Raw genomic sequence first — 20,357 nt, 5'->3', positions numbered from 1 at the left:
GTGTGTTATCGATTCGCCTTATAGGTTCTTTCTTTCTCTCTTTCTGCCATTTCCCTGATTTTATCTGACTCATAAATATGCGCACCATCCGGCGTATTCACCGCAGCATGAATCATTGCAAGTGCTACATTGCTGGCTTTGATAGGCCGGTACTTCTTCCATTTTCCCAAAAGGAAGAAATAAAATAACCCCGTAAGGATATACCCAAACCATTCACCTAACCTGAAATCTCTCCGAAGTCCCACTAAAATAGAAGGACGGAAAATATGATATCCGGGAAATGCCAGCGCCATCACCCCATTTTCAGTCTCCCCTTTGGTACGCAAATAAAAATTACGTGAGATGGCGGAGGCACCGATACTGGACATGAGCAGGAATTGCTTCATCCCTTGCCTGCGGGCAATGGTGGCACAACGAACCGGGATATCGTGATCTACTGCCCTGAACTTTTCCTGGCTCCCTGCCTGACGAATGGTCGTGCCGATACAACAAAAAACGACATCGCCTGTAAGTGCCTGTGCCAGCCCTTCTTCGTCGTTGAAGTCAACGATAATGGGTTCCAGGCCTGGGCGCAGTTTCAGACTGGGCGTACGCAGCAGCACTTTTACCTTGCTGAAGCGATCATCGTGCAGGAGTCTGGTGAGCAGGTGACTACCCGTCAATCCGGTACCTCCTATTACTACGGCTGTTTGAGACATGCTTTTGTTATCTTTGTCAGTAATGTGTGTTTATAAATTTACGACCATATGCTGATTTCTGAAAATGTTTTGCTCCGGCCTTATAATACGTTTGGCATAGCTGCTCAGTCCAGGTACTTTGCTGCTTTTTCTTCTGCTGATGAGTTGCGGGAGCTGTTGAGTGCTGCGCAGTTCAAAGCTTTGCCCCATATGATATTGGGAGGAGGGAGTAATGTGCTCTTTACAAAGGATTTTGATGGGGTGATATTGAAGAATGAGATGAAGGGAATTGAGGTAGTGAAGGAAGACGACCAGTATGTATATGTGAAATCAGGGGCAGGGGAGAGCTGGCATGGGTTTGTAATGGAGAATATTAAGCAGAACAGGGCGGGGTTAGAGAACCTGTCATTGATTCCTGGTAATGTAGGAGCGAGTCCGATGCAGAACATCGGGGCATATGGTGTGGAAATTAAAGATACCTTCCATTCGCTGGAAGCGTTGCATCTGGAAGAGCAGACGGTGGTGACTTTCTCTAAAGAAGAATGTGCATTTGGGTACCGTGAGAGTGTGTTTAAGCATAAGTATAAGGGGCAGTTTGCCATACTGTCTGTGACATATAGATTGAGTAAGCAGCCTCATTTTAATACCAGTTACGGGGCTATAGAGACGGAATTAAAGGAAATGGGGGTGCAGGAGCTGAGTATACAGGCGATTAGTCAGGCAGTGATAAATATCCGGTCTTCTAAATTGCCTGATCCGGCGAAGATTGGGAATGCGGGGAGTTTCTTTAAGAACCCGACCGTTTCAGGCGCAGTATACGAGCGTATTAAAGGAGCCTTTCCCAATGTGGTGGCGTACCCGGTAGATGGCGGGCAGTTTAAGCTGGCTGCCGGGTGGTTGATAGAACAGTGTGGTTGGAAGGGGTATAGAGAAGGGGATGCAGGTGTGCATGCAAAGCAGGCGCTGGTGTTGGTGAATTATGGAGGGGCGAAAGGAGGGGAGATTTATAATTTATCTCAAAAAGTGCTGGATAGTGTGGAAGAGAAGTTTGGTGTATTACTGGAAAGAGAAGTAAATATTATATAATCTGCACTAACTAATCAGCGTGGGTAGCTGCGGCCGGCGCCGCAGCTACCCACGCTGCCTTGCAAAAAATAAGGTCAGGCGAAGCCTGACCTTATTTTTTGCGCTGAATATGCGCAATGATCTTATCCGCATGATCCCTTGAATTCTCTATAAACCACACCCCGGTATCCATTCCACCACAAACGACTCCTGCTAAATACACCCCGGGCACATTCGTCTCCATTGTATCCGGATTATATTTCGGACGTTTCCATTCATCATCTGACAACTGGATCCCCGCTTTTTCCAGGAAACTAAAATTCGGCTGATACCCCGTCAACGCCAACACATAATCATTCTCAATCGTTACCATCCCCTCCGGCGTAAGAATATCAACTTCCCTTTCCCTCACAGCTTTCAGATTAGAATGATAATACACCTTGATAGACCCTTCAGCGATACGGTTCTCTATATCCGGTTTTACCCAGTATTTCACACGTTTCCCAATCTCTCCCTCCCTGATCACCATGGTTACATCCGCTCCTTTACGATACGTTTCCAGCGCAGCATCCACAGAGGAGTTATTCGCTCCTACCACTAATACTTTCTGCGTAGCATAAAAATGAGGATCCTTATAATAGTGGGATACTTTCGGCAGATCTTCGCCGGGAATATTCAGCAAATTCGGGATGTCGTAAAACCCCGTAGCGATAATGACATTATCCGCTAAATAAGTCTCCTTACTGGTTTTGATCGTATAACCGGGTGTGATACTTTCTACCTGTTCGAACAGGCGTACGTTTAGTTTATTTGACACTGCTACCCTGCGGTAATACTCCAGCGCCTCCGGGCGTATTGGCTTTGCACTGATAGACACCCAGGGAATACCTCCGATTTCCAGCTTCTCCGAAGTGGAGAAGAAAGTCATATATAGCGGGTAGTTGTAGAGCGAGTTGGTTAGGCAGCCTTTTTCCACGATGAGGTAGGTTAATCCGGCCTTTTCTGCTGAGAGTCCACAAGCCAGTCCAATAGGACCAGCACCAACAATCAGGATATCGTACTTTTCCATGATTGCAAAGGTACGAAATTAACAATGGCGGTAGGTTATTCAGACAATAGCCATTTAATTCAATAGCTACTTACAGAAAAGAAATCCCTCAGATTCAATCGCCATTTCCCTGAATTACTCCGTCAGCGATCTTTCAAATATAATCGGCATCTACGAAAATGTCCTTTTGGGTAATTTATTCATTCAATACTTAACTCCCGCCAAATAATCCAGGACCCCATACATCAACTCATTATTCTCCGGTATAAACTCTGCCAGATCCAGTATTAATGATTGCTCCTGCACATAAGGCGCCGCCACTAATTCCTCTACTCCATGCTGCAACATGCTTTCCAGGCTCTCCTGTGTCACTTCAAAATGAAACTGCAACGCTATCACCTTCTCCTTATACACAAATGCCTGATTGGGTGTCGCCGCCGAAGCTGCAAACCCACCAGCGCCTGCTGGCAAATCAAAAGTATCCCCATGCCAGTGAAACACCATTGCCTCCTGTGGCAGCACTCTGACCGGAGAAGACGGGCTGAATTGCACCGGGTACCAACCGATTTCGCGCTGTTCATTGGCATACACTTTTGCACCTAATACATGTGCAATAAGCTGTGCACCCAGGCAAATACCCAATACCGGTTTATTGTCCTGGATCGCTTGTCTGATAATAGCCTTTTCTACAGCCAGCCACGGATATTCGCTTTCATCATGAATACTCATAGGCCCTCCCATTACAATCAAAAAATCAAAATCAGTTACAGCCGGTGGGTGAGGGTGGTTGTACCAGTGTGTGTAGGTAACTTCGTGAGTATTGGAGTTAATCCAGTCAATAATACATCCCGGGCCTTCAAAAGGCACGTGCATGAAGATTTGTATATGCATAACGTTATTTTACTACGGCCATTACTACCCGATAGTATTCCAGTCCATTCAGTTTGTCAGCGCTTTTGCCAAAGGACGTATGCCTGTAGGTATCAGCATCAACGTCGTACAACAGTTCCATATTATAACCTGCAAGGAATTGTTTCATTTTGGAGGGGGCCATTCCAAAGTTCCAGAATTCCTGTTGCTGGCGTAACTCTTTGGGAGAAATCGCTGTGCCTAAGAAAGATTGGGTATGGGTAAGAACCTTTTCATCGATGTAGATGAATATGATCCTCGTGCCGCTTGTAAATTTACTGAAATATTGGAAGAGCTTATCAGCAATTGGAATTGTGAGTGAATTCGTCACACCTTCCCATATCAGTAATGTCTTGTAATGCTCTTTGAACAGGTGGTGAGGGATGGTGGTTTCCAGCTGTTGATTGCTGAAATCTACAGGGATATAGTCAATAAGTTCTTTAGGTTTGTTTTTCAGGTGTTCGAGTACCTCTCTTTTCGCTTCCTGAAGGTAGGGATGATCGATTTCGACAAACTGTACTTTGGTTTTCTGGTCTTTAGGGTTGAAATCGAGGCGGTGAATGCGGCAATCGTAGCTTGCGCCAAAGATAATGAGCTGATTGATACCGTAGTTATGGATGGTTTCGAGTACCATGACATCGATGAGCCGCGTTCGGGCCAGGCAGGAGGTGAGGGCGCCGGCGAAACGGGTATCAAGGATTTTGCTGATGGCGTAGTTGAGGCCAGGGATAGCAGAAAGGTTAGCAACCATGCGAAGGGCAGGTGGCAGAAAATATTTGGCATAAGGGTCATGGAATAGATAACGCCGTTGGCTGGGTAATCTGTTAGATGCTATGGCACGGAATAGGGCCAGGTAAGCGGCGGATCTGCTGGCAAGGACCAGTCTCATATAAATAACAATTTAGAATAATGACAATCGTGGAATACTAGTATTCGGGTCACTCAAGATCTGGTTGAAATTTTCAATTTATAAATGTAAAGAATATTTTCATTATGATATTTAATTGTGCAAAATTAAATTGGGAATGTCATGCGACCGCCCACCGCTATCATTAAAACCAATAAAAAAGGGTGACTGGATTACCAGTCACCCTTTTCGTATAACAAGCAAATACTTACATAAAATGATATCTTACAAAAGCTTCCATCGCTGCATACTTCTGCAAACCTAACTGATCATACAGATTCGCAGTGTCCGCATTACGATCTTCTGCTCTTTCCCAGAACTCACGGCTGTCAGTACCCTGGAATGGCACTACGTCCTTCTGGCTCTGGTGAATAAAGATACCCAGGCGTTTTTGTCTTACCTGGTCAGGGCTCATTGGTACAGCCATTTCGATCTCATTGATCTTCCATTCCTGCCATGCGCCTTTATACAACCATACCCAACAATCCTTCATCCACTCTTCGTGTTTCAGCTGATCCAGTGCTGCGAAGATGATTTCCAGACATACTTTGTGTGTACCATGTGGATCCGCGAGGTCACCTGCACAGTAAATCTGGTGTGGTTTAATTTTACGGATCAGCTCTTTGGTGATATCGATATCAGCCTGGCTGGCAGGTGCTTTCTCAATCAGACCTGTTTCGTAGAAAGGCAGGTTATTGTAGTGGATATTTTCTTCAGGAATACCTACGTAACGACAGGTAGCTTTTGCTTCACCACGACGGATCAGGCCTTTGATAGCACGGATTTCAGGCGTATCCTTCTGGGAAGGTTTTTTGCCACCGAGGAATGCTTTTGCATCCGCCAGTACCTGGGAGCTCTTGCTACGGTCAATGCCGAACATATCTTCAAAGCCTACTGCGAAGTCGATGTAACGCAGCACGAATTCATCGGTAACAGCGATGTTACCGGAAGTCTGGTAACCTACGTGTACATCATGACCCTGTTCGTGCAGGCGGATGAAGGTACCACCCATAGAGATGATGTCATCATCAGGGTGTGGAGAGAAGATCAGCACACGTTTTTTCAGTGGCTCGGAGCGTTCAGGGTGGCTAGGCAACTGTGCACCTGGCTTACCACCTGGCCATCCGGTGATGGTATCACGGAGACCGTTGAACTCTTCGATATTCAATTCATATGCAGAACCGTATTGTACGATCAGGTCGTTTAAGCCGTTTTCATTGTAATCCCTGTCAGTCAACATCAGGATTGGCTTGTTCAGCTTTAGGGCGAGGTTGGTTACCGCTTTGCGACGCAGTTTTGGCGTCCATTCGCAGTCACCTGTCAGCCATGGTTCTTTGTTACGGGTCAGGTCTTCTGCTGCCTGCTCATCGATTACGAATTTGCAGTCAGGGTGCTGTTGCAGCAAGGAAGCTGGCACCTGGTCAGAGCTATGACCTTCTACAGAGCGCTGAACGATTTTTGATTTATGAGAACCCCATGCCAGCAGTACTACACGTTTCGCTTTAAAAATGGTACTTAAACCCATTGTTACAGCGAGACGGGGTACCAGGCTCATATTGGAAAACTCGAATGCGTTAGCCATTCTGGTTGAGTTGTCCAGGGTTACGAGGCGGGTGTGAGAGTTGATAGCAGAACCTGGTTCATTGAACCCGATATGGCCATTCGTACCAATACCGAGAATTTGCAGGTCAATACCACCGGCAGCTTCAATTTTTGCTTCATATTGAGCTGCGAATTCTTTCACTTTTTCCTTTGGAATGGTACCATCTGGTACGTGTGTGTTTTCTGCAGGAATATCAATGTGGTTAAACAGCTGTTCCTTCATGAACCTGTTGTAGCTCTGCAGAGCATCTGGTTCAATTGGATAGTACTCATCCAGATTGAAAGTGATCACGTTTTTGAAACTCAGGCCCTCCTCTTTGTGAAGGCGGACAAGTTCAGCATAAAGATACTTTGGAGTAGAGCCGGTAGCCAGGCCTAATACTACCTTTTGGTTAGTGGCCTGTCTTGCTTTGATCAATGCTGCTATTTCCTGTGCCACTGCTTTGGAACCGTCTTTAGCGGTAGGATATATATCCACGGCTATTTGTTCGAAACTGTCAATCAGTTCAATTTCCTGATGATTTAGCGTCATGATTGTTAATTTGGATTAGATGCGGTTTAAAAACGAGACCGAAAATTAAAAAAAATCTCTTTATTCTAATAGAACTTTTGTGTTTGTTTAAGAAGAAACGACAAAAATCATAAATGTATCGGGTACGCTTGTAGCATTTGTATTGAAAAAAGTGAAAAAGGTATCAGAACGTCCATATCTGGAATATTTAAATACTTAAATAGGTAGTGTATCAGGTTCAATTTTCTTAAAAAAATCTACCGGATCTCCTGTGCAGTTGCCGTAGGCAACTGCACAGGAGATCCGGTAGGTCCTGACTAAATTCAATCTGATACCCTAGCCTTAAATATTATAGGTGGAGTTTTCATTCTTCTTAATTAATTTTAGCGTTCGTTTAAACTTAGACTACAACAAATCAGGGGAGCAGGGTGCAATGATAGAAGAGGCAACTATACAAGTGTTAGCCGGTAGGGTCGCAACAGGTAATGAAGATGCTTACCGGCAATTATTCAGGTTATTTTATAAACCGCTTAGCAAATTTGCATTTACTATTGTTAAATCAATAGAACAGGCGGAAGAAATTGCCTCAGACGTTTTTGTGAATGTCTGGAAGAATCGTGAGCGTCTGTTAGAGATTGCCAGCCTGAAAGTGTACCTCTATGTTGCTGCGAAAAACCTTTCACTGAACTACCTGAACAGGCAAAGGTTAGAACACTTTAGCCTCGATGAGCTGGAAGTGGAAATGACTGCCCAGGACAAAAGCCCGGAGCAACTGATGATTTCCGGGGAAATGGCTAAAAAGATCACCGAAGCTGTGAATAACCTGCCACCCAGGTGCAAAATCATTTTCAAACTGGTCCGGGAAGACGGATTAAAATATAAAGAAGTGGCCCGTATATTAGACATATCTGTCAATACGGTGGATGTGCAAATGGCGATTGCCAGCAAAAAAATCAGTGAATCTTTGAAATTATACCTGTCTTTCAGGTGATAACCTGGAAAATATAATTTTCTTATTATCTTATACAAAGTGTTGACAGGCAAATGTTAACGTGGATTTTCCGGCTGGTTTTAACCTTGTCAATGACCCGGATCTCACTTTTTTTTAAAAAAAGTTGCATTTCCTTTAGTGGAATCTTTCTTTTTCAGTGTCCTGTTTATTGAATGCCTTTTAAAATTTGTATGGATCAAAGTAGAATCTGGTTATTACTGGCGAGAAAAATTTCCGGGGAATCAACTCTCGATGAGTTGCGGGAACTGGAAATGTTACTGAAGGATGAACCGGCTTTAAGCTATTACGCTTCCCTGATGAAGGAGATAGAGCTGGTAACTCCTGATCCTGTTACAGATGTTGAAATGGCATTGGAAAAGCACCTGGAATTGATATGGGCTCCCCCGGTACAGGCAAAACGGTCAAAAAGGGTTCTCCTTTTCCGTAGCATGGCGGTTGCCGCCAGTGTGCTGATCGCCGGTGTTGCTATATGGGGAATCTGGTCAAACAGGGGGCAGCGTCTCTCAAAACAAGACCTGCTTGTCAGTGAAGTTTTAACCAAACACGGCTCCCGCTCAAAGGTTACCTTGCCGGACAATTCTATTGTATGGCTAAATGTAGGCAGCAAATTAAATTATGACTATGGCAAGTCTGACAGCCGCGAAGTCATATTGGAAGGAGAAGCATTTTTTGATGTACAAAAAGATGAAAAGCGGCCGTTTCTGATCCATACCCGCAAAATGGACATCACGGTTTTAGGTACTTCGTTCAACGTAAGAGCATACCGGGAGGATAAAACAGTTGAAACCTCCCTTATCCAGGGTAAAGTAGAAGTGACGATCAAAGGTGATAAACCTAAAAAGATCATACTGACGCCCAATCAGAAAATTGTGTTGCCAAACCAGGAAATCACAATAACTGCTCCGTCCAATGCACTGTCAACCGGAAAAGAGCATTATTTATTGAGTGAGGTACGTGTCAATCCACAGGACAGCCTTGTAGCTGAAACCGCATGGAAAGAGAACTATCTCATTTTTAACAATGAAAGATTTGAGGATATAGCCATAAAAATGGAACGTTGGTTCGATGTAAATATCGTATTCCAGGATTCCTCCGTAAAGAATTATAGATTTACCGGCACCTTTACTAATGAAACAGTTGAACAAACCCTTGATGCATTGGAGTTTTCATCCAGGTTCCATTACCAGATTGATAAAAAGAAGGTTATTATAAAACGATAGAATAAGGTTAATATCAACCAAATTTGCTTATAACTATTTGAACTTTAGATCATATAAAACTAATCCGCCGTATGCATTTTTAATGTAAACACATACCCGTTTCTTATTACAACATGAAATGAAAAGGGGAAATGAGATGAACATTCCCCCTTCAACCAAGATCATTACAGTTTCCGGCTGCTTCATTTGGCGATGAGGCTGGTCCTGTATTTTATTGACCTTTAACAATCTAAAAGTATGGAAAAAACCAGACTTCTGTCTTTTTTACCTAAACCGAAATCTCTTTTAAAAGTATTTTTTGTCATGAAACTGGCTTTTACAGTGATATTGCTGACCTGTATGCAGGTGTCTGCGAATGTTTTTTCGCAGCAGCGTTTCACATTAAACCTGGAGGATGTAAAACTGGCCAGGCTGCTAAAGCTGATAGAAAAAGAAAGTGATTACCGATTTGTATACAGCAATGACCTGATTGCCACTGATGAGAAAGTAACTGTCAATGTAAATGATAAACCGCTGGAAACATTGCTGGAACAGGCATTGATACATACCGGACTCACTTTTAAAGTGATGTCAGGTAAGCTGGTTGGCATTGCTCCCGGCTCGCAGATGATTACTGACGAACCGGTGAAAGGTCTTATCACAGATGCATCCGGAGCACCGTTACCAGGTGTAAGCGTACGCGTGGCTAAAACAAGCAAAGGAACTGTAACAAATGCCCGTGGTGAATTTCAGCTGGAAGCGCCTTCTACCGGTACCCTGGTAATTAGTTATGTAGGTTATATAGACCAGGAAGTACCAGTTAAGGGTCGTTCTAACCTGAGTGTAACGATGGTGGTGGATACAAAAGGTCTGAATGAAGTAGTGGTTATTGCATTTGGTACTGCGAATCGTAAATCCTTTACCGGTTCCCTGGCACAGGTAGAAGGTAAAACATTGGAAAGCAGGCCTGTAACAAATGCATTTAATGCACTTGAAGGCGCTGCACCTGGTATACAGGTAAATGCAGGTTCCGGTCAGCCCGGAGATGGTCCAAGTATCCGCATCCGTGGTATCGGTTCAATTAATGCCAGCAGCGATCCGCTGTATGTGGTAGATGGTGTACCTTACTCTGGTGATATTTCCAGCATCAATGCCAACGATATAGAAAGTATTTCTCTTCTGAAAGATGCCGCTTCTTCCGCATTATATGGTGCCCGTGCCGCAAACGGTGTCGTAATGATTACTACCAAAAAGGGTAAGCAGATTGGCAACCATATCAGTATCAGGGCTATGCAGGGTGTAACCAGCCGTGGTCTGCCTGAATACAACCGTGTAAATGCACAGGAATATTATCCGCTCATGTGGGAAGCTTATCGTAACTCACTGCTGAAAAGTAATTCACTCAGCGATGCAAATGCAATCGCTGCAGGTCAGGTATCGGGAAAAGAAGGCATTTTTGAACAGCTGGCATATAATCCATTTAATGTAGCCAATAATGAAATTGTAGGTACAGATGGAAAACTTAATTCAAATGCCAAATTGCTGTATGCAGAAGACCTGGATTGGGAAAAAGCGATTCAACGCACCGGAAGCCGTGGTGATTACAATGTTAATTTCAATGGTAACAGTGAAAAGAGCGATTACCTCATTTCCCTGGGGTATGTGAAGGAAAAAGGATTTGTTATCAAATCTGATTTCCAGCGTGTAACCGGTCGTATTAACCTGAATACACAACCGCTGAAATGGTTCAGAACAGGTATCAATGCAAACGGTAGTTTTATTACTTCCAACCAGGCAAATACAGATGGTAGTTCTTCTTACGTGAACCCATTTAACTTTACCCGTAACATGGGGCCTATTTACCCGGTTCATGCACACGATCCAGCCACAGGCGATTACCTGCTGGATGATAACGGCAACCAGATGTATGACCTGGGTAATATGACGGCATATGGTCTGAAAGCGCGTCCTGGTGGTGCAAGTCCTGGTCGTCATATCATTGCTGAAACACAATACAACGACAACTATTTTAAACGTAATAACGTTTCTGCCAGAACATTTGGCGAAGTAAGCTTTCTGCGTGATTTTAAATTCACTACGAATGTAAGCGTGGATATCACCAATACCATGTATGGTACTTATGATAACACCGTTGTGGGTGACGGTGCTCCTGCGGGAAGAGCTTCCCGTGAAACCCTGGCGAGAGTCGGTTTTACGATGAATGAACTGTTAAACTACGGACACTCATTTGGTAAACATAGGGTAGAAGCACTGGTAGGTCATGAAAATTATGACCTGACAAGAGACTTACTGTATGGTTCCCGTCAAAACATCATACTGGATGCAGGTAACTCTGAGCTCATTAACTTTACAACTACCAATAGTCTTTATTCTTACCAGATAAAATACCGTACTGAAGGTTATTTATCAAGGGTGAACTACAGTTTTGATGATAAATATTTCCTCTCCGGTTCCTTCCGTCGCGATGGTACCAGCCGTTTCTCACAGGACCTGCGCTGGGGTAACTTCTGGTCAATTGGTGGTGCATGGAGAATGGATGGTGAAAACTTTATCAAAGATATCACCTGGATTGACCTGTTGAAATTACGTGCTTCCTATGGTGTAGTTGGTAATGATGCGCTGCTGGATGGTGATGGCAATTCTATTTACTATGCATGGCAGGCATTATATGAACCATATTCCAATGCAAGTGAAGCAGGTATGCTGCAAAGCTCAATTGGCAGTACACTGCAATGGGAACAGAATAAGAGCTACGACGTGGGTGTGGACTTCGGTATCTTCAAACAACGCATTACCGGTAGTGTGGAATATTTCCATCGTCAGTCAAGCAACCTTCTGTTTAGTGTGCCGCTGCCATTGTCCAGCGGTGTGACCGAACAGTATGCGAATATTGGTACCATGTACAACCGTGGTATTGAATTGAACATTGGTGCAGATGTATTGAAAGTAAAAGATTTCAAATGGAGAGTAGATATAAACGCTACTACCTATAAGAATAAAGTGACCAAGCTGCCTAGCAGTGAGATTATCAACGGTACAAAGAAACTGACCGAAGGTCATGGTATGTATGATTACTGGCTGCGTGAATACAAAGGTGTGGACGAAGCGACGGGTTCTCCGCTGTACCGTGCCCAGGTTTTAACTGATACAACCAACACATGGGCATTAAAGTCTGGTGATACGGTTACGACGAACATCAATAATGCTAAATACCACTATGCAGGTTCTGCTATCCCTGATGTATATGGTGGTATCACTAACACTTTCACTTATAAGAATTTTGAATTATCATTCCTGTTGAGCTATCAGATAGGTGGTAAAGTATATGATGCAACCTATGCCGCACTTATGCACCAGAGTACCTATGGTACTGCATTGCACAAAGATGCACTGAAACGCTGGCAGAAAGCCGGAGATAAAACAAATGTACCAAGAATGGATGCTTCAGAAACAACCAACCTGGCTGGCAGTACCTCTGACCGCTGGCTCACGGATGCTTCTTTCCTGAATCTGAGAAGGGTATCGCTGGGGTATACATTGCCTAAGCGGGTTACTTCCAGGATGCACCTGGCTGCTGTAAATGTATTTGCAAGTGGTGAGAACCTGGCGCTATTCTCTGCCCGTAAGGGTATGAATATCACCCAGTCATTTACTGGTGTGACTTCTAATGGGTATGTGCCATCCCGCATTGTGACTTTTGGTATTAATGTTTCACTCTAAAAACAGGATTGACTAATGAAGAACTTACTATATACACTTTCTGCTGCAGCTATATTTATTTTTTCAGCGTGTAAGAAAGACTATCTGGATACAATGCCTACAGACAGTTATGCGTCTGACCAGGTATTTACAACGGTGGATAATGCGTGGAATGCCATCAATGGTATTCACCGCTCTCTCTACAAACAATATGATTCCCAGGATCAGGGCGGTCAGGGTAGTATGATGATCGTGAACGATATGCTGGGGGATGACCTGGTAATGACAGCTGCCGGAAATGGTTGGTTCAATACAACTTACAAGTGGACCATGCATCGTAATTCCTCTGCAACTTTGCTGGAATACAGTTACCTCTTTTATTATAAGATTATTTCCAATGCGAACATGATCATTAATAATATTGACGGGGCAACCGGTTCAGAAAGTGACAGGAAAAATATTAAAGGACAGGCTTACGCTTACAGGGCATGGGCCTATTTGAACCTGGTACAATACTTTGGTAAACGGTACGATGCCTCCGGTACGAATACGCAGCCAGGAGTGCCTGTGCTGACGACAAATACCACTGTGGGTCAACCAAGATCGACTGTAGAGCAGGTATATACACAAATAAACCTGGATGCTGATTCTGCCATCGCTGATCTGACAATAGCTTCTGCTCCTAATAACAAGTCGCATATCAGTCTGGCGACTGCAAAAGGTATCAAGGCCCGTATTGCACTGACTCAGCAAAACTGGGCGGTAGCTGCAAAATATGCGGCTGAAGCAAAGGCTGGGTATACACTGATGACCAATGCCAGTTATCAGACAGGTTTCAATGACTATACCAATGGAGAATGGATGTGGGGTAGCCATCAGATATCCGAACAGACCAGTTACTTTTATTCATTCTTCGCTTATATGTCCAGCAACTTCAATTCTACAAACATCCGTACTAATCCGAAAGCGATTAACAAAACACTATATAACCAGATCAGCGCAACTGATGTACGTAAAAAAATGTGGAGTGTGGATGGTACTGGTGTAACTGTGCCTTCAGGTGGTGTATTAAAAGCTTACATGAATAAGAAGTTTCTGGCAGCCAGCTCCAGCAGCAGTATCGGGGATGTACCGATTATGCGCGCGGCAGAAATGTATCTCATAGAAGCTGAAGCGGATGCAAGAATGGGACAGGATGCGGCAGCGGCAGATGTATTGTATACTTTAGCTGTGAACAGGGATCCTTCTTATGTAAAAAGTACCAAAACAGGGAATGACCTGTTGCAGGAAATTCTTGTTCAGCGCCGTATTGAGTTGTGGGGAGAAGGGTTCAGGTTCTTTGACCTGAAGCGTATGGATGCTGCATTGGATAGAACAGGTGCTAACCATAGTACTACCCTGACTAACGGGTTGATGACAATGCCGGCAGGGGATAAGCAGTGGCAGTTTTTGATTCCTCAGGATGAGTTGAATGCGAATAAAGCGATTGAACAAAATGAGTTATAAATCACTATAGCCGCCAGCAGGTAATTAAAAAAAAAGAAGGGTATCAAAAGTAATTGCTATCCGATTTTATTCGGGTACCAGATGATGAGATTTATCACTTAAGAAATTTACAAGTCCATCAATTTACTTTTGATACCCCTCTTTTTTTTATCCTGCTAATTCCAATATTTTTTTCACCTCATCCACCTGCGTCTGAGAGATGCCATATTCCGGTACTCCCGGTATACCTCCCATACTCACATTTGGATTTCTGTACACCATTCTACTCTCATTATATCCTTTAGCAGATGTATGAAACTCTGTAGCACCTGTTTCTTTCATCAGCGTAGCGATATTGTTCGCTCTCACCCCGGAACCCACCATAATAGCAATACGCCCTGCTGCTTTTTCGACCAATCTCTTCAGCAGGTCTACGCCTTCAACCGCAGTATTCCGTTGGCCGGAAGTAAGTATACGCTCACATCCTGTACTGATCACATCTTCCAGTGCCTGCAAAGGATCTTCCGTCATATCAAAGGCTCTGTGAAAAGTCACGCCCATGGGCCATGCCAGTTCTACCAGTGCTTTTGTACGGGGTACATCTACCTTGCCATCTGCTGTAAGCAAACCTATTACCACGCCATTACAACCCAGTTCTTTACAGAGCTGAATATCTTTCTGCATCGTGGCAAATTCCAGATCATCGTACAGGAAATCACCTCCACGTGGGCGTATAATAGGATACAGGTCAATATTCACCTTTTCACGTGCCAGTGCGATAGTGGCATAGCTGGGTGTAGTACCGCCTTCCAGCAGGTTATCACACAGTTCTATTCGTTTTGCCCCACCTTCCTGGGCCGCGATACAGGATGCTACAGAACCCGCACATATTTCAAGTGTAATCATGTCTTATTTATAGTAGCTTTTGCCGTCAATCAGCACGTTATTTTCTTTTTCAGAAAGTACTGCGTAGTTGAAGCCTTTCTGCAGGCAATAAGCGCCGTGTTCTCCTTTTTTGTTCACTGCGAGGAAACCTACCTGCAGGCCTTTAGACCTTTCAGGACCTTTCTTCACAATGCGCTCTACGGCTTCTTTACAAGCCTTTTCAGGTGGATAACCCTGACGCATGAGTTCTACTACCAGGTGACTACCAACAATGCGGATCACTTCTTCACCTACACCTGTAGAAGTAGCAGCGCCAATTTCATTGTCTACATACAAACCAGCACCGATGATAGGGGAGTCGCCCACACGGCCATGTAGTTTGTATGCCATACCACTGGTGGTGCATGCACCGGATAGATCGCCGTTTGCATCGATCGCCACCAACCCGATGGTATCGTGGTTATACTGGTTACCAGGCAGCATCCGAGGACTAAAGGTAGTTGGATTATTACCCTGGCCATAAGAGGAATTTTCAATGTTCATGAGGGGCTTATACTCGGATTTTTTCAGCCACTCTTTCCATGCTTTTTCAGACTCGGGCGTGAGCAGGTTTTCCTTTTTAAAACCCTGTGATAGTGCGAATTGCAGGGCACCATCACCCACCAGCATCACATGCGGTGTTTTTTCCATCACTGCACGTGCTACAGAAATAGCATGTACAATGTGCTCCAGGGAAGCTACGGAGCCACAATTGCCTTTCTCATCCATGATACAGGCATCCAGTGTTACACGGCCATCACGGTCGGGGTAACCGCTGAAACCTACGGTGTGGTTATTAGGATCAGCTTCCGGTATTTTTACACCGGCTTCCACTGCATCCAGTGCGCGACCACCTTTCTTCAAAATCTCCCATGCGGCCAGGTTAGCGGCACGGCCAAAATCCCACGTAGATAATACGATAGGCTTAGTAGTTCTGTCTTTTTTTACAAACGGCGCGGCATGTGTACTCTTTACTCCGTCTAAAGACAAAGCAGCGGCACCGAGGGCCGCTGCTTTTAAAAAATGTCTGCGATCTTGCATAATGTTTAAATTACAAGTGCTTTATGTTGGTATTAATCTTTCATCTCCCATGCCAGTGCGCTCGCACCTAATATAGCAGCATCGCTTTCTTTCAGTTCGGAGAATACCAGCTTGACCTTATTCTGGAAGATAGGCAGCAGGTTCTTTTCCATATGCTCACGAACTGGTTTCATTAACAGATCGCCGGCTTTGGTCAGACCACCGAACAATACGATGGCTTCAGGGCTGGAGAACATGACGAAGTTCGCTAATGCCTCACCCAGCACTTTACCGGTGAACTCATACACTTCCATGGCCAGGGGATCGCCCTTCATGGCAGCTTCATAAATTACTTTTGAATTTACTTCTTCTTTTTTGAATTCACGCAACAGACTTTGTGTATTCGGACGTGTTTCCAGGAATTCCAGTGCAGTATTGGTCACACCTGTAGCAGAAGCGTATGCTTCGAGTGAACCATGCGCCTTGGTTCCAGGGTGGAAACGACCACCAGGAATAACGATACAGTGACCCAGTTCGCCGGCAAAACCGTCGTGACCATAGATCAGCTGACCATTTGCCACGATACCGCTACCTACACCTGTACCCAGGGTGATGACGATAAAGTCTCTCATACTCCTGGCAGCACCGTACATGAATTCACCCAGTGCAGCTGCATTTGCGTCATTTGTTAAAACAGCAGGGACACCAAATTTAGCTTCCAGCAATTTCGATAATGGAACTACTCCCTTCCAGCGAAGGTTTGGAGCGTATTCAATATTTCCGGTATAAAAGTTTCCGTTAGGAGCTCCTACGCCAATTCCTCTGATGTTTTCCATGCCTCCAACCTGTTCGATCAGTACGGACAGGTGTCCGTGCAACTCGTCCAGGAAAGCGTCTACGTCTTCGTGTTGGTTCGTTAGCATACGACCATCACACAGAATATTACCTCTGCGATCTACTATGCCAAACTTTGTATTGGTTCCTCCAATATCAATGCCCACCGCTAATTGCTGACTCATAATCTATTCCCTGTGATTTTAAAATAGTTTTAACTCTGAATGCAAAGAATGCCAGATATGCAAAGCATATAACTGGGATAATATAAGAATAATGCGTTCCAATGTTTGGATCATCTCCAAGACCACCCTGTACAGGAGGTACGAGTGAACCACCAAGGATCATCAGGATCAGGAAAGAAGATCCCTGTGCAGTGTACTTGCCCAGACCAGCGATGGAAAGTGCGAAGATACAAGGCCACATAACGGAGCAGAATAAACCGCCGCTGATGAAACTGAAGAGAGAAACATAACCGGTAGTCATCAGCCCAATTGCATTGGCAGCGATACCGAGTATGGCGAAGATCATAAGAGTTTGTGCAGGTTTGTCCTGACCAGCAAAGAAACCTATGATCTGGATCACCAGAATGCCTGCATACGGGTACAATACGCTCACGTCTGTACCTTTTAGGTAGTTGGCGCCTAAAACGAGGCCATAAGCGAAAAATGGCACGATTACGCAGAGAATTTTGCGCATTCTTTCTGACACATTGAATACGGAGATGGCACCTGTCCAGCGACCGATCATCATACTACCCCAGAAGAGGGATACATAAGGATCGATTTCGGCAGTGGTCAGCCCGTTTTCAGTGAGGAAGCCTTTGGTTTCGAGCAGGCCACCCATATTGCTGGCGATGGTAACTTCCACGCCTACATATACGAAGATGGCGATCATGCCCAGTACCAGCTGAGGGTATTTCATAGCACCCCAGCCTTCACCACCTTTCTGTAAGGTGAGATCTGCACCTTTCTGCGAAGTGATCTTTGCATAGAAGAGGACTGCGAGAATACCCACGATACCGATCACGAAGAATGGCAGTTTATTCTCCTGGCCCAGACCCACCATGATGAGCACGAACAATGCGGTGATGGCGGCCAGTGTTTTACTTGCTTTGGGTGATTGTTCAAATGGCTCGTCCGAAGTTTCTTTTGGCATTTTAGAGAACCAGAAGATAGCTGCTGCAACGAGGAACAATACAATCAGCAGGATGTAAAGAGTGTTGATCTTACTGATGTCAGTATCAGCGCTTGCCGAACCTTTGGCAGTACCGAAAAGCAGAATACTCACGATGAGTGGACCGATGGTAGTACCAAGCGAATTGATACCACCCGCCAGGTTCAGACGGTGAGCACCTTTTGCAGGATCTCCAAGGAGGAAGGCAAAAGGGTTTGCAGCTGTTTGCTGTAAAGAGAAACCGAGGGCAACGATGAAGAATGCGCCCAGAATGAGATAAAAGGCATAGGTGGTGTTAGCCATACCGCTACCAATGTTTACTGCGGCAATGAGCGCCACAGCACCTACGACAGAAATGAGGAGGCCGTAGATGATACCTTTCTGATAACCGATCTTGTTGAGAATATCAACGCCTCTGAGTGCTGACAGGAAGTACAGCAGCAGGGAGCCGATAAAGTAAGCACCATAGAACGAGAAGTCAATCAGCTGAGATTCCAACTGATTCAAGTGGAAATGTGACTTACAGAAGGGGATGAATATGCTGTTCGAAGCAGCAACAAAACCCCAGAAAAAAAATACAAGTATCAGTACAAAGAAAGAGGGATGTGTACTTTGCTTTGTTTGTTGAACCATAAACGTGTTAACGTGTTAAATTACTGTAATCTTTGCAGCGATAAATGTATAAATTATTTTTTGACAATTCCTAAAATATTATCAAAAAAATCCCGATTTTTCTGATGCAAAAACGTTTTAGCTAATATGGTATAAAATATCTATCTAATTCATTTAATAGTTGACAAAAACCAAAGGAAGGGTTGAATTAACATACTTTTTAACCCTTTTAGCGTGGAAATTTAGCATTCATCTATTAACAATAGCCAAACTATCGTTGTTCATTATGAAATGCGGAAATTGTTAAGTATGTTCGCAAATATCAATCAAAGTGTTTAAATAATATATAAAACAGCAGTATGGGGAACTCCGCTACATCTATTAAAGAGCCTTTACCTATGCAACCACAACAGCAGGCCAATTATGGCAAAGCAATGGGCATCATCGGCACTTTATTTTTCATTTTTGGATTTGTGACCTGGTTGAACAGCGTGCTGATCCCTTTTTTGAAGCAGGCCTGTGAAATATCAGACTTCGAGGTGTTTTTCGTCACCTTTGCCTTCTACATTAGTTACCTGGTGATGGCAATTCCGTCATCTGCCATCCTGAAGAAGATCGGTTTTACAAAAGGGATGTCTCTCGGTCTGCTCATCATGGCTGTAGGTTCCATGATTTTTATTCCTGCTGCTTACGCACGTAGTTTTCCATTATTCCTGTTAGGATTATTTGCACAAGGTACTGGTCTGACGCTGCTGCAGGCGGCTTCTAACCCGTATGTAACGATCCTTGGACCTATTGAAAAAGCGGCACAGCGTATCAGTATCATGGGTATCTGTAACAAGGTAGCGGGTATGATCGGCATTTTCGTACTGGTACAGTTGTTATTCAGTGATGCGACTGAATTGTCTGCTAAGATCAACACCCTGACAGGTGCTGCAAGAGAAGCAGAGCTGCAGGCGCTGGCACAGCGTGTGGTGGTACCTTACCTGGTGATGGCGGTAGTATTGTTGGCACTTGCATTTATGGTGAGAAAGTCAGAACTGCCTGAAATCAATACGGAAGAAGAAGATACTGCTGCTGACGAAGCGGGTGTTAAGAAAGGCATTCCACCGCATTTGCTGCTTGGTGTGGTTTGTATCTTTGCTTATGTGGGTGTGGAAGTATTAGCGATCGACTCACTGGCATTGTATGGTGAGTATAGCGGTCTCGAAAAGATGGTAGCGACGAACCTGGGTATTTATAGCCTGATTGCGCTGACGGTTGGTTACCTCTCCGGTATCGTGCTGATTCCAAAAGTGATTTCCCAGAAAACGGGTCTGATCATTTGTGCATCACTGGCGCTGATCCTCTCCGTAGGTGCGCTGGCTACACATGGCTGGACTTCTATTATCTGCATCATTCTGCTTAGCTTAGCTCATGCACTTATGTGGCCTGGTATCTGGCCGCTGGCAATGAACAAAGCAGGTAAATATACCAAGATCGGTGCGGCTTTCATGGTGATGGCGATTTGTGGTGGTGCGATTCTGCCATTGATCTATGGTGCGATTGCAAAGGGTTCTGACAGGCATATTGCTTATGTGGTAATGCTGCCTTGCTATTTGTACATCCTGTATTATGGTCTGAGTGGGCATAAGGTGGGGTTGAAGAAAGCGTAAA

General features: G+C 44.4%; 15 protein-coding genes. 6 read left to right on the top strand and 9 right to left on the bottom strand.

Annotated features, from left to right (window positions below; all coding sequences use genetic code 11):
* Window positions 1-5: 5 nt before the first annotated feature.
* Window positions 6-698, bottom strand: coding sequence for an NAD(P)H-binding protein (locus SIO70_RS29310; RefSeq protein WP_320576908.1), 693 nt, complete (start codon window positions 696-698; stop codon window positions 6-8).
* A 48-nt stretch (window positions 699-746) separates the two neighbouring features.
* On the opposite strand from SIO70_RS29310, the gene murB reads away from it, so the two are divergent.
* Window positions 747-1,763, top strand: a complete 1,017-nt coding sequence (gene murB / locus SIO70_RS29305; protein ID WP_320576906.1) for a UDP-N-acetylmuramate dehydrogenase — start codon at window positions 747-749, stop codon at window positions 1,761-1,763.
* Window positions 1,764-1,854: 91 nt separating this feature from the next.
* On the opposite strand, the gene SIO70_RS29300 is transcribed toward murB, so the two are convergent.
* The 4 genes from SIO70_RS29300 to nagB form a co-directional block, all read right to left on the bottom strand.
* Complete coding sequence (locus tag SIO70_RS29300) at window positions 1,855-2,811, bottom strand: YpdA family putative bacillithiol disulfide reductase (RefSeq protein WP_320576904.1); 957 nt, start codon at window positions 2,809-2,811, stop codon at window positions 1,855-1,857.
* 183 nt (window positions 2,812-2,994) lie between these two features.
* Complete coding sequence (locus SIO70_RS29295; RefSeq protein ID WP_320576903.1) at window positions 2,995-3,681, bottom strand: type 1 glutamine amidotransferase; 687 nt, start codon at window positions 3,679-3,681, stop codon at window positions 2,995-2,997.
* A gap of 4 nt (window positions 3,682-3,685) precedes the next feature.
* Window positions 3,686-4,588: an SAM-dependent methyltransferase gene (locus SIO70_RS29290; RefSeq protein ID WP_320576902.1), complete on the bottom strand. Its 903-nt coding sequence runs from the start codon at window positions 4,586-4,588 to the stop codon at window positions 3,686-3,688.
* A gap of 226 nt (window positions 4,589-4,814) precedes the next feature.
* Window positions 4,815-6,740 carry a glucosamine-6-phosphate deaminase gene (gene nagB / locus SIO70_RS29285; RefSeq protein WP_320576901.1) on the bottom strand — a complete coding sequence of 642 codons (1,926 nt, stop codon included), beginning with the start codon at window positions 6,738-6,740 and terminating at the stop codon, window positions 4,815-4,817.
* A gap of 334 nt (window positions 6,741-7,074) precedes the next feature.
* On the opposite strand from nagB, the gene SIO70_RS29280 reads away from it, so the two are divergent.
* From SIO70_RS29280 to SIO70_RS29265, 4 genes are all read left to right on the top strand, one after another.
* Window positions 7,075-7,710: an RNA polymerase sigma-70 factor gene (locus tag SIO70_RS29280; RefSeq protein ID WP_320576900.1), complete on the top strand. Its 636-nt coding sequence runs from the start codon at window positions 7,075-7,077 to the stop codon at window positions 7,708-7,710.
* A gap of 191 nt (window positions 7,711-7,901) precedes the next feature.
* Window positions 7,902-8,951 carry a FecR family protein gene (locus tag SIO70_RS29275; RefSeq protein WP_320576899.1) on the top strand — a complete coding sequence of 350 codons (1,050 nt, stop codon included), beginning with the start codon at window positions 7,902-7,904 and terminating at the stop codon, window positions 8,949-8,951.
* Between the two features lie 303 nt (window positions 8,952-9,254).
* Window positions 9,255-12,671: a TonB-dependent receptor gene (locus tag SIO70_RS29270; protein ID WP_320576897.1), complete on the top strand. Its 3,417-nt coding sequence runs from the start codon at window positions 9,255-9,257 to the stop codon at window positions 12,669-12,671.
* A gap of 15 nt (window positions 12,672-12,686) precedes the next feature.
* The gene (locus tag SIO70_RS29265; RefSeq protein ID WP_320576894.1) at window positions 12,687-14,156 is read left to right on the top strand and encodes a RagB/SusD family nutrient uptake outer membrane protein; all 1,470 of its coding nucleotides are present in this window, start codon (window positions 12,687-12,689) and stop codon (window positions 14,154-14,156) included.
* A 147-nt stretch (window positions 14,157-14,303) separates the two neighbouring features.
* Here SIO70_RS29265 and SIO70_RS29260 read toward each other — a convergent pair whose 3' ends face one another.
* The 4 genes from SIO70_RS29260 to SIO70_RS29245 are packed head-to-tail and all read right to left on the bottom strand — an operon-like array spanning window position 14,304 to window position 18,596.
* The gene (locus tag SIO70_RS29260) at window positions 14,304-15,041 is read right to left on the bottom strand and encodes a copper homeostasis protein CutC (protein WP_320576893.1); all 738 of its coding nucleotides are present in this window, start codon (window positions 15,039-15,041) and stop codon (window positions 14,304-14,306) included.
* A 3-nt stretch (window positions 15,042-15,044) separates the two neighbouring features.
* Window positions 15,045-16,100, bottom strand: a complete 1,056-nt coding sequence (locus tag SIO70_RS29255; RefSeq protein ID WP_320576891.1) for a N(4)-(beta-N-acetylglucosaminyl)-L-asparaginase — start codon at window positions 16,098-16,100, stop codon at window positions 15,045-15,047.
* A 32-nt stretch (window positions 16,101-16,132) separates the two neighbouring features.
* Window positions 16,133-17,098: an ROK family protein gene (locus SIO70_RS29250; RefSeq protein WP_320576889.1), complete on the bottom strand. Its 966-nt coding sequence runs from the start codon at window positions 17,096-17,098 to the stop codon at window positions 16,133-16,135.
* Window positions 17,070-18,596, bottom strand: a complete 1,527-nt coding sequence (locus SIO70_RS29245; protein ID WP_320576887.1) for an MFS transporter — start codon at window positions 18,594-18,596, stop codon at window positions 17,070-17,072. Before SIO70_RS29245 ends, SIO70_RS29250 begins: the two co-directional genes overlap by 29 nt.
* A gap of 464 nt (window positions 18,597-19,060) precedes the next feature.
* On the opposite strand from SIO70_RS29245, the gene SIO70_RS29240 reads away from it, so the two are divergent.
* A complete protein-coding gene (locus SIO70_RS29240; RefSeq protein WP_320576886.1) occupies window positions 19,061-20,356 on the top strand; it encodes a sugar MFS transporter in 1,296 nt (431 codons plus the stop codon).
* Window position 20,357: the final 1 nt, after the last annotated feature.

It is taken from the genome of Chitinophaga sancti, from assembly GCF_034087045.1.
GTDB lineage: Bacteria > Bacteroidota > Bacteroidia > Chitinophagales > Chitinophagaceae > Chitinophaga > Chitinophaga sancti_B.
This window is presented reverse-complemented; position numbering and strand designations above follow the sequence as displayed.

Coding starts and splice junctions, on each gene's coding strand:
- SIO70_RS29240 (WP_320576886.1), top strand. CDS start 19,061: ATGGGGAACTCCGCTACATCTATTAAAGAGCCTTTACCTATGCAACCA.
- SIO70_RS29265 (WP_320576894.1), top strand. CDS start 12,687: ATGAAGAACTTACTATATACACTTTCTGCTGCAGCTATATTTATTTTT.
- murB (WP_320576906.1), top strand. CDS start 747: ATGCTGATTTCTGAAAATGTTTTGCTCCGGCCTTATAATACGTTTGGC.
- SIO70_RS29300 (WP_320576904.1), bottom strand. CDS start 2,811: ATGGAAAAGTACGATATCCTGATTGTTGGTGCTGGTCCTATTGGACTG.
- SIO70_RS29250 (WP_320576889.1), bottom strand. CDS start 17,098: ATGAGTCAGCAATTAGCGGTGGGCATTGATATTGGAGGAACCAATACA.
- SIO70_RS29295 (WP_320576903.1), bottom strand. CDS start 3,681: ATGCATATACAAATCTTCATGCACGTGCCTTTTGAAGGCCCGGGATGT.
- SIO70_RS29260 (WP_320576893.1), bottom strand. CDS start 15,041: ATGATTACACTTGAAATATGTGCGGGTTCTGTAGCATCCTGTATCGCG.
- SIO70_RS29290 (WP_320576902.1), bottom strand. CDS start 4,588: ATGAGACTGGTCCTTGCCAGCAGATCCGCCGCTTACCTGGCCCTATTC.
- SIO70_RS29270 (WP_320576897.1), top strand. CDS start 9,255: ATGAAACTGGCTTTTACAGTGATATTGCTGACCTGTATGCAGGTGTCT.
- SIO70_RS29275 (WP_320576899.1), top strand. CDS start 7,902: ATGGATCAAAGTAGAATCTGGTTATTACTGGCGAGAAAAATTTCCGGG.
- nagB (WP_320576901.1), bottom strand. CDS start 6,740: ATGACGCTAAATCATCAGGAAATTGAACTGATTGACAGTTTCGAACAA.
- SIO70_RS29255 (WP_320576891.1), bottom strand. CDS start 16,100: ATGCAAGATCGCAGACATTTTTTAAAAGCAGCGGCCCTCGGTGCCGCT.
- SIO70_RS29310 (WP_320576908.1), bottom strand. CDS start 698: ATGTCTCAAACAGCCGTAGTAATAGGAGGTACCGGATTGACGGGTAGT.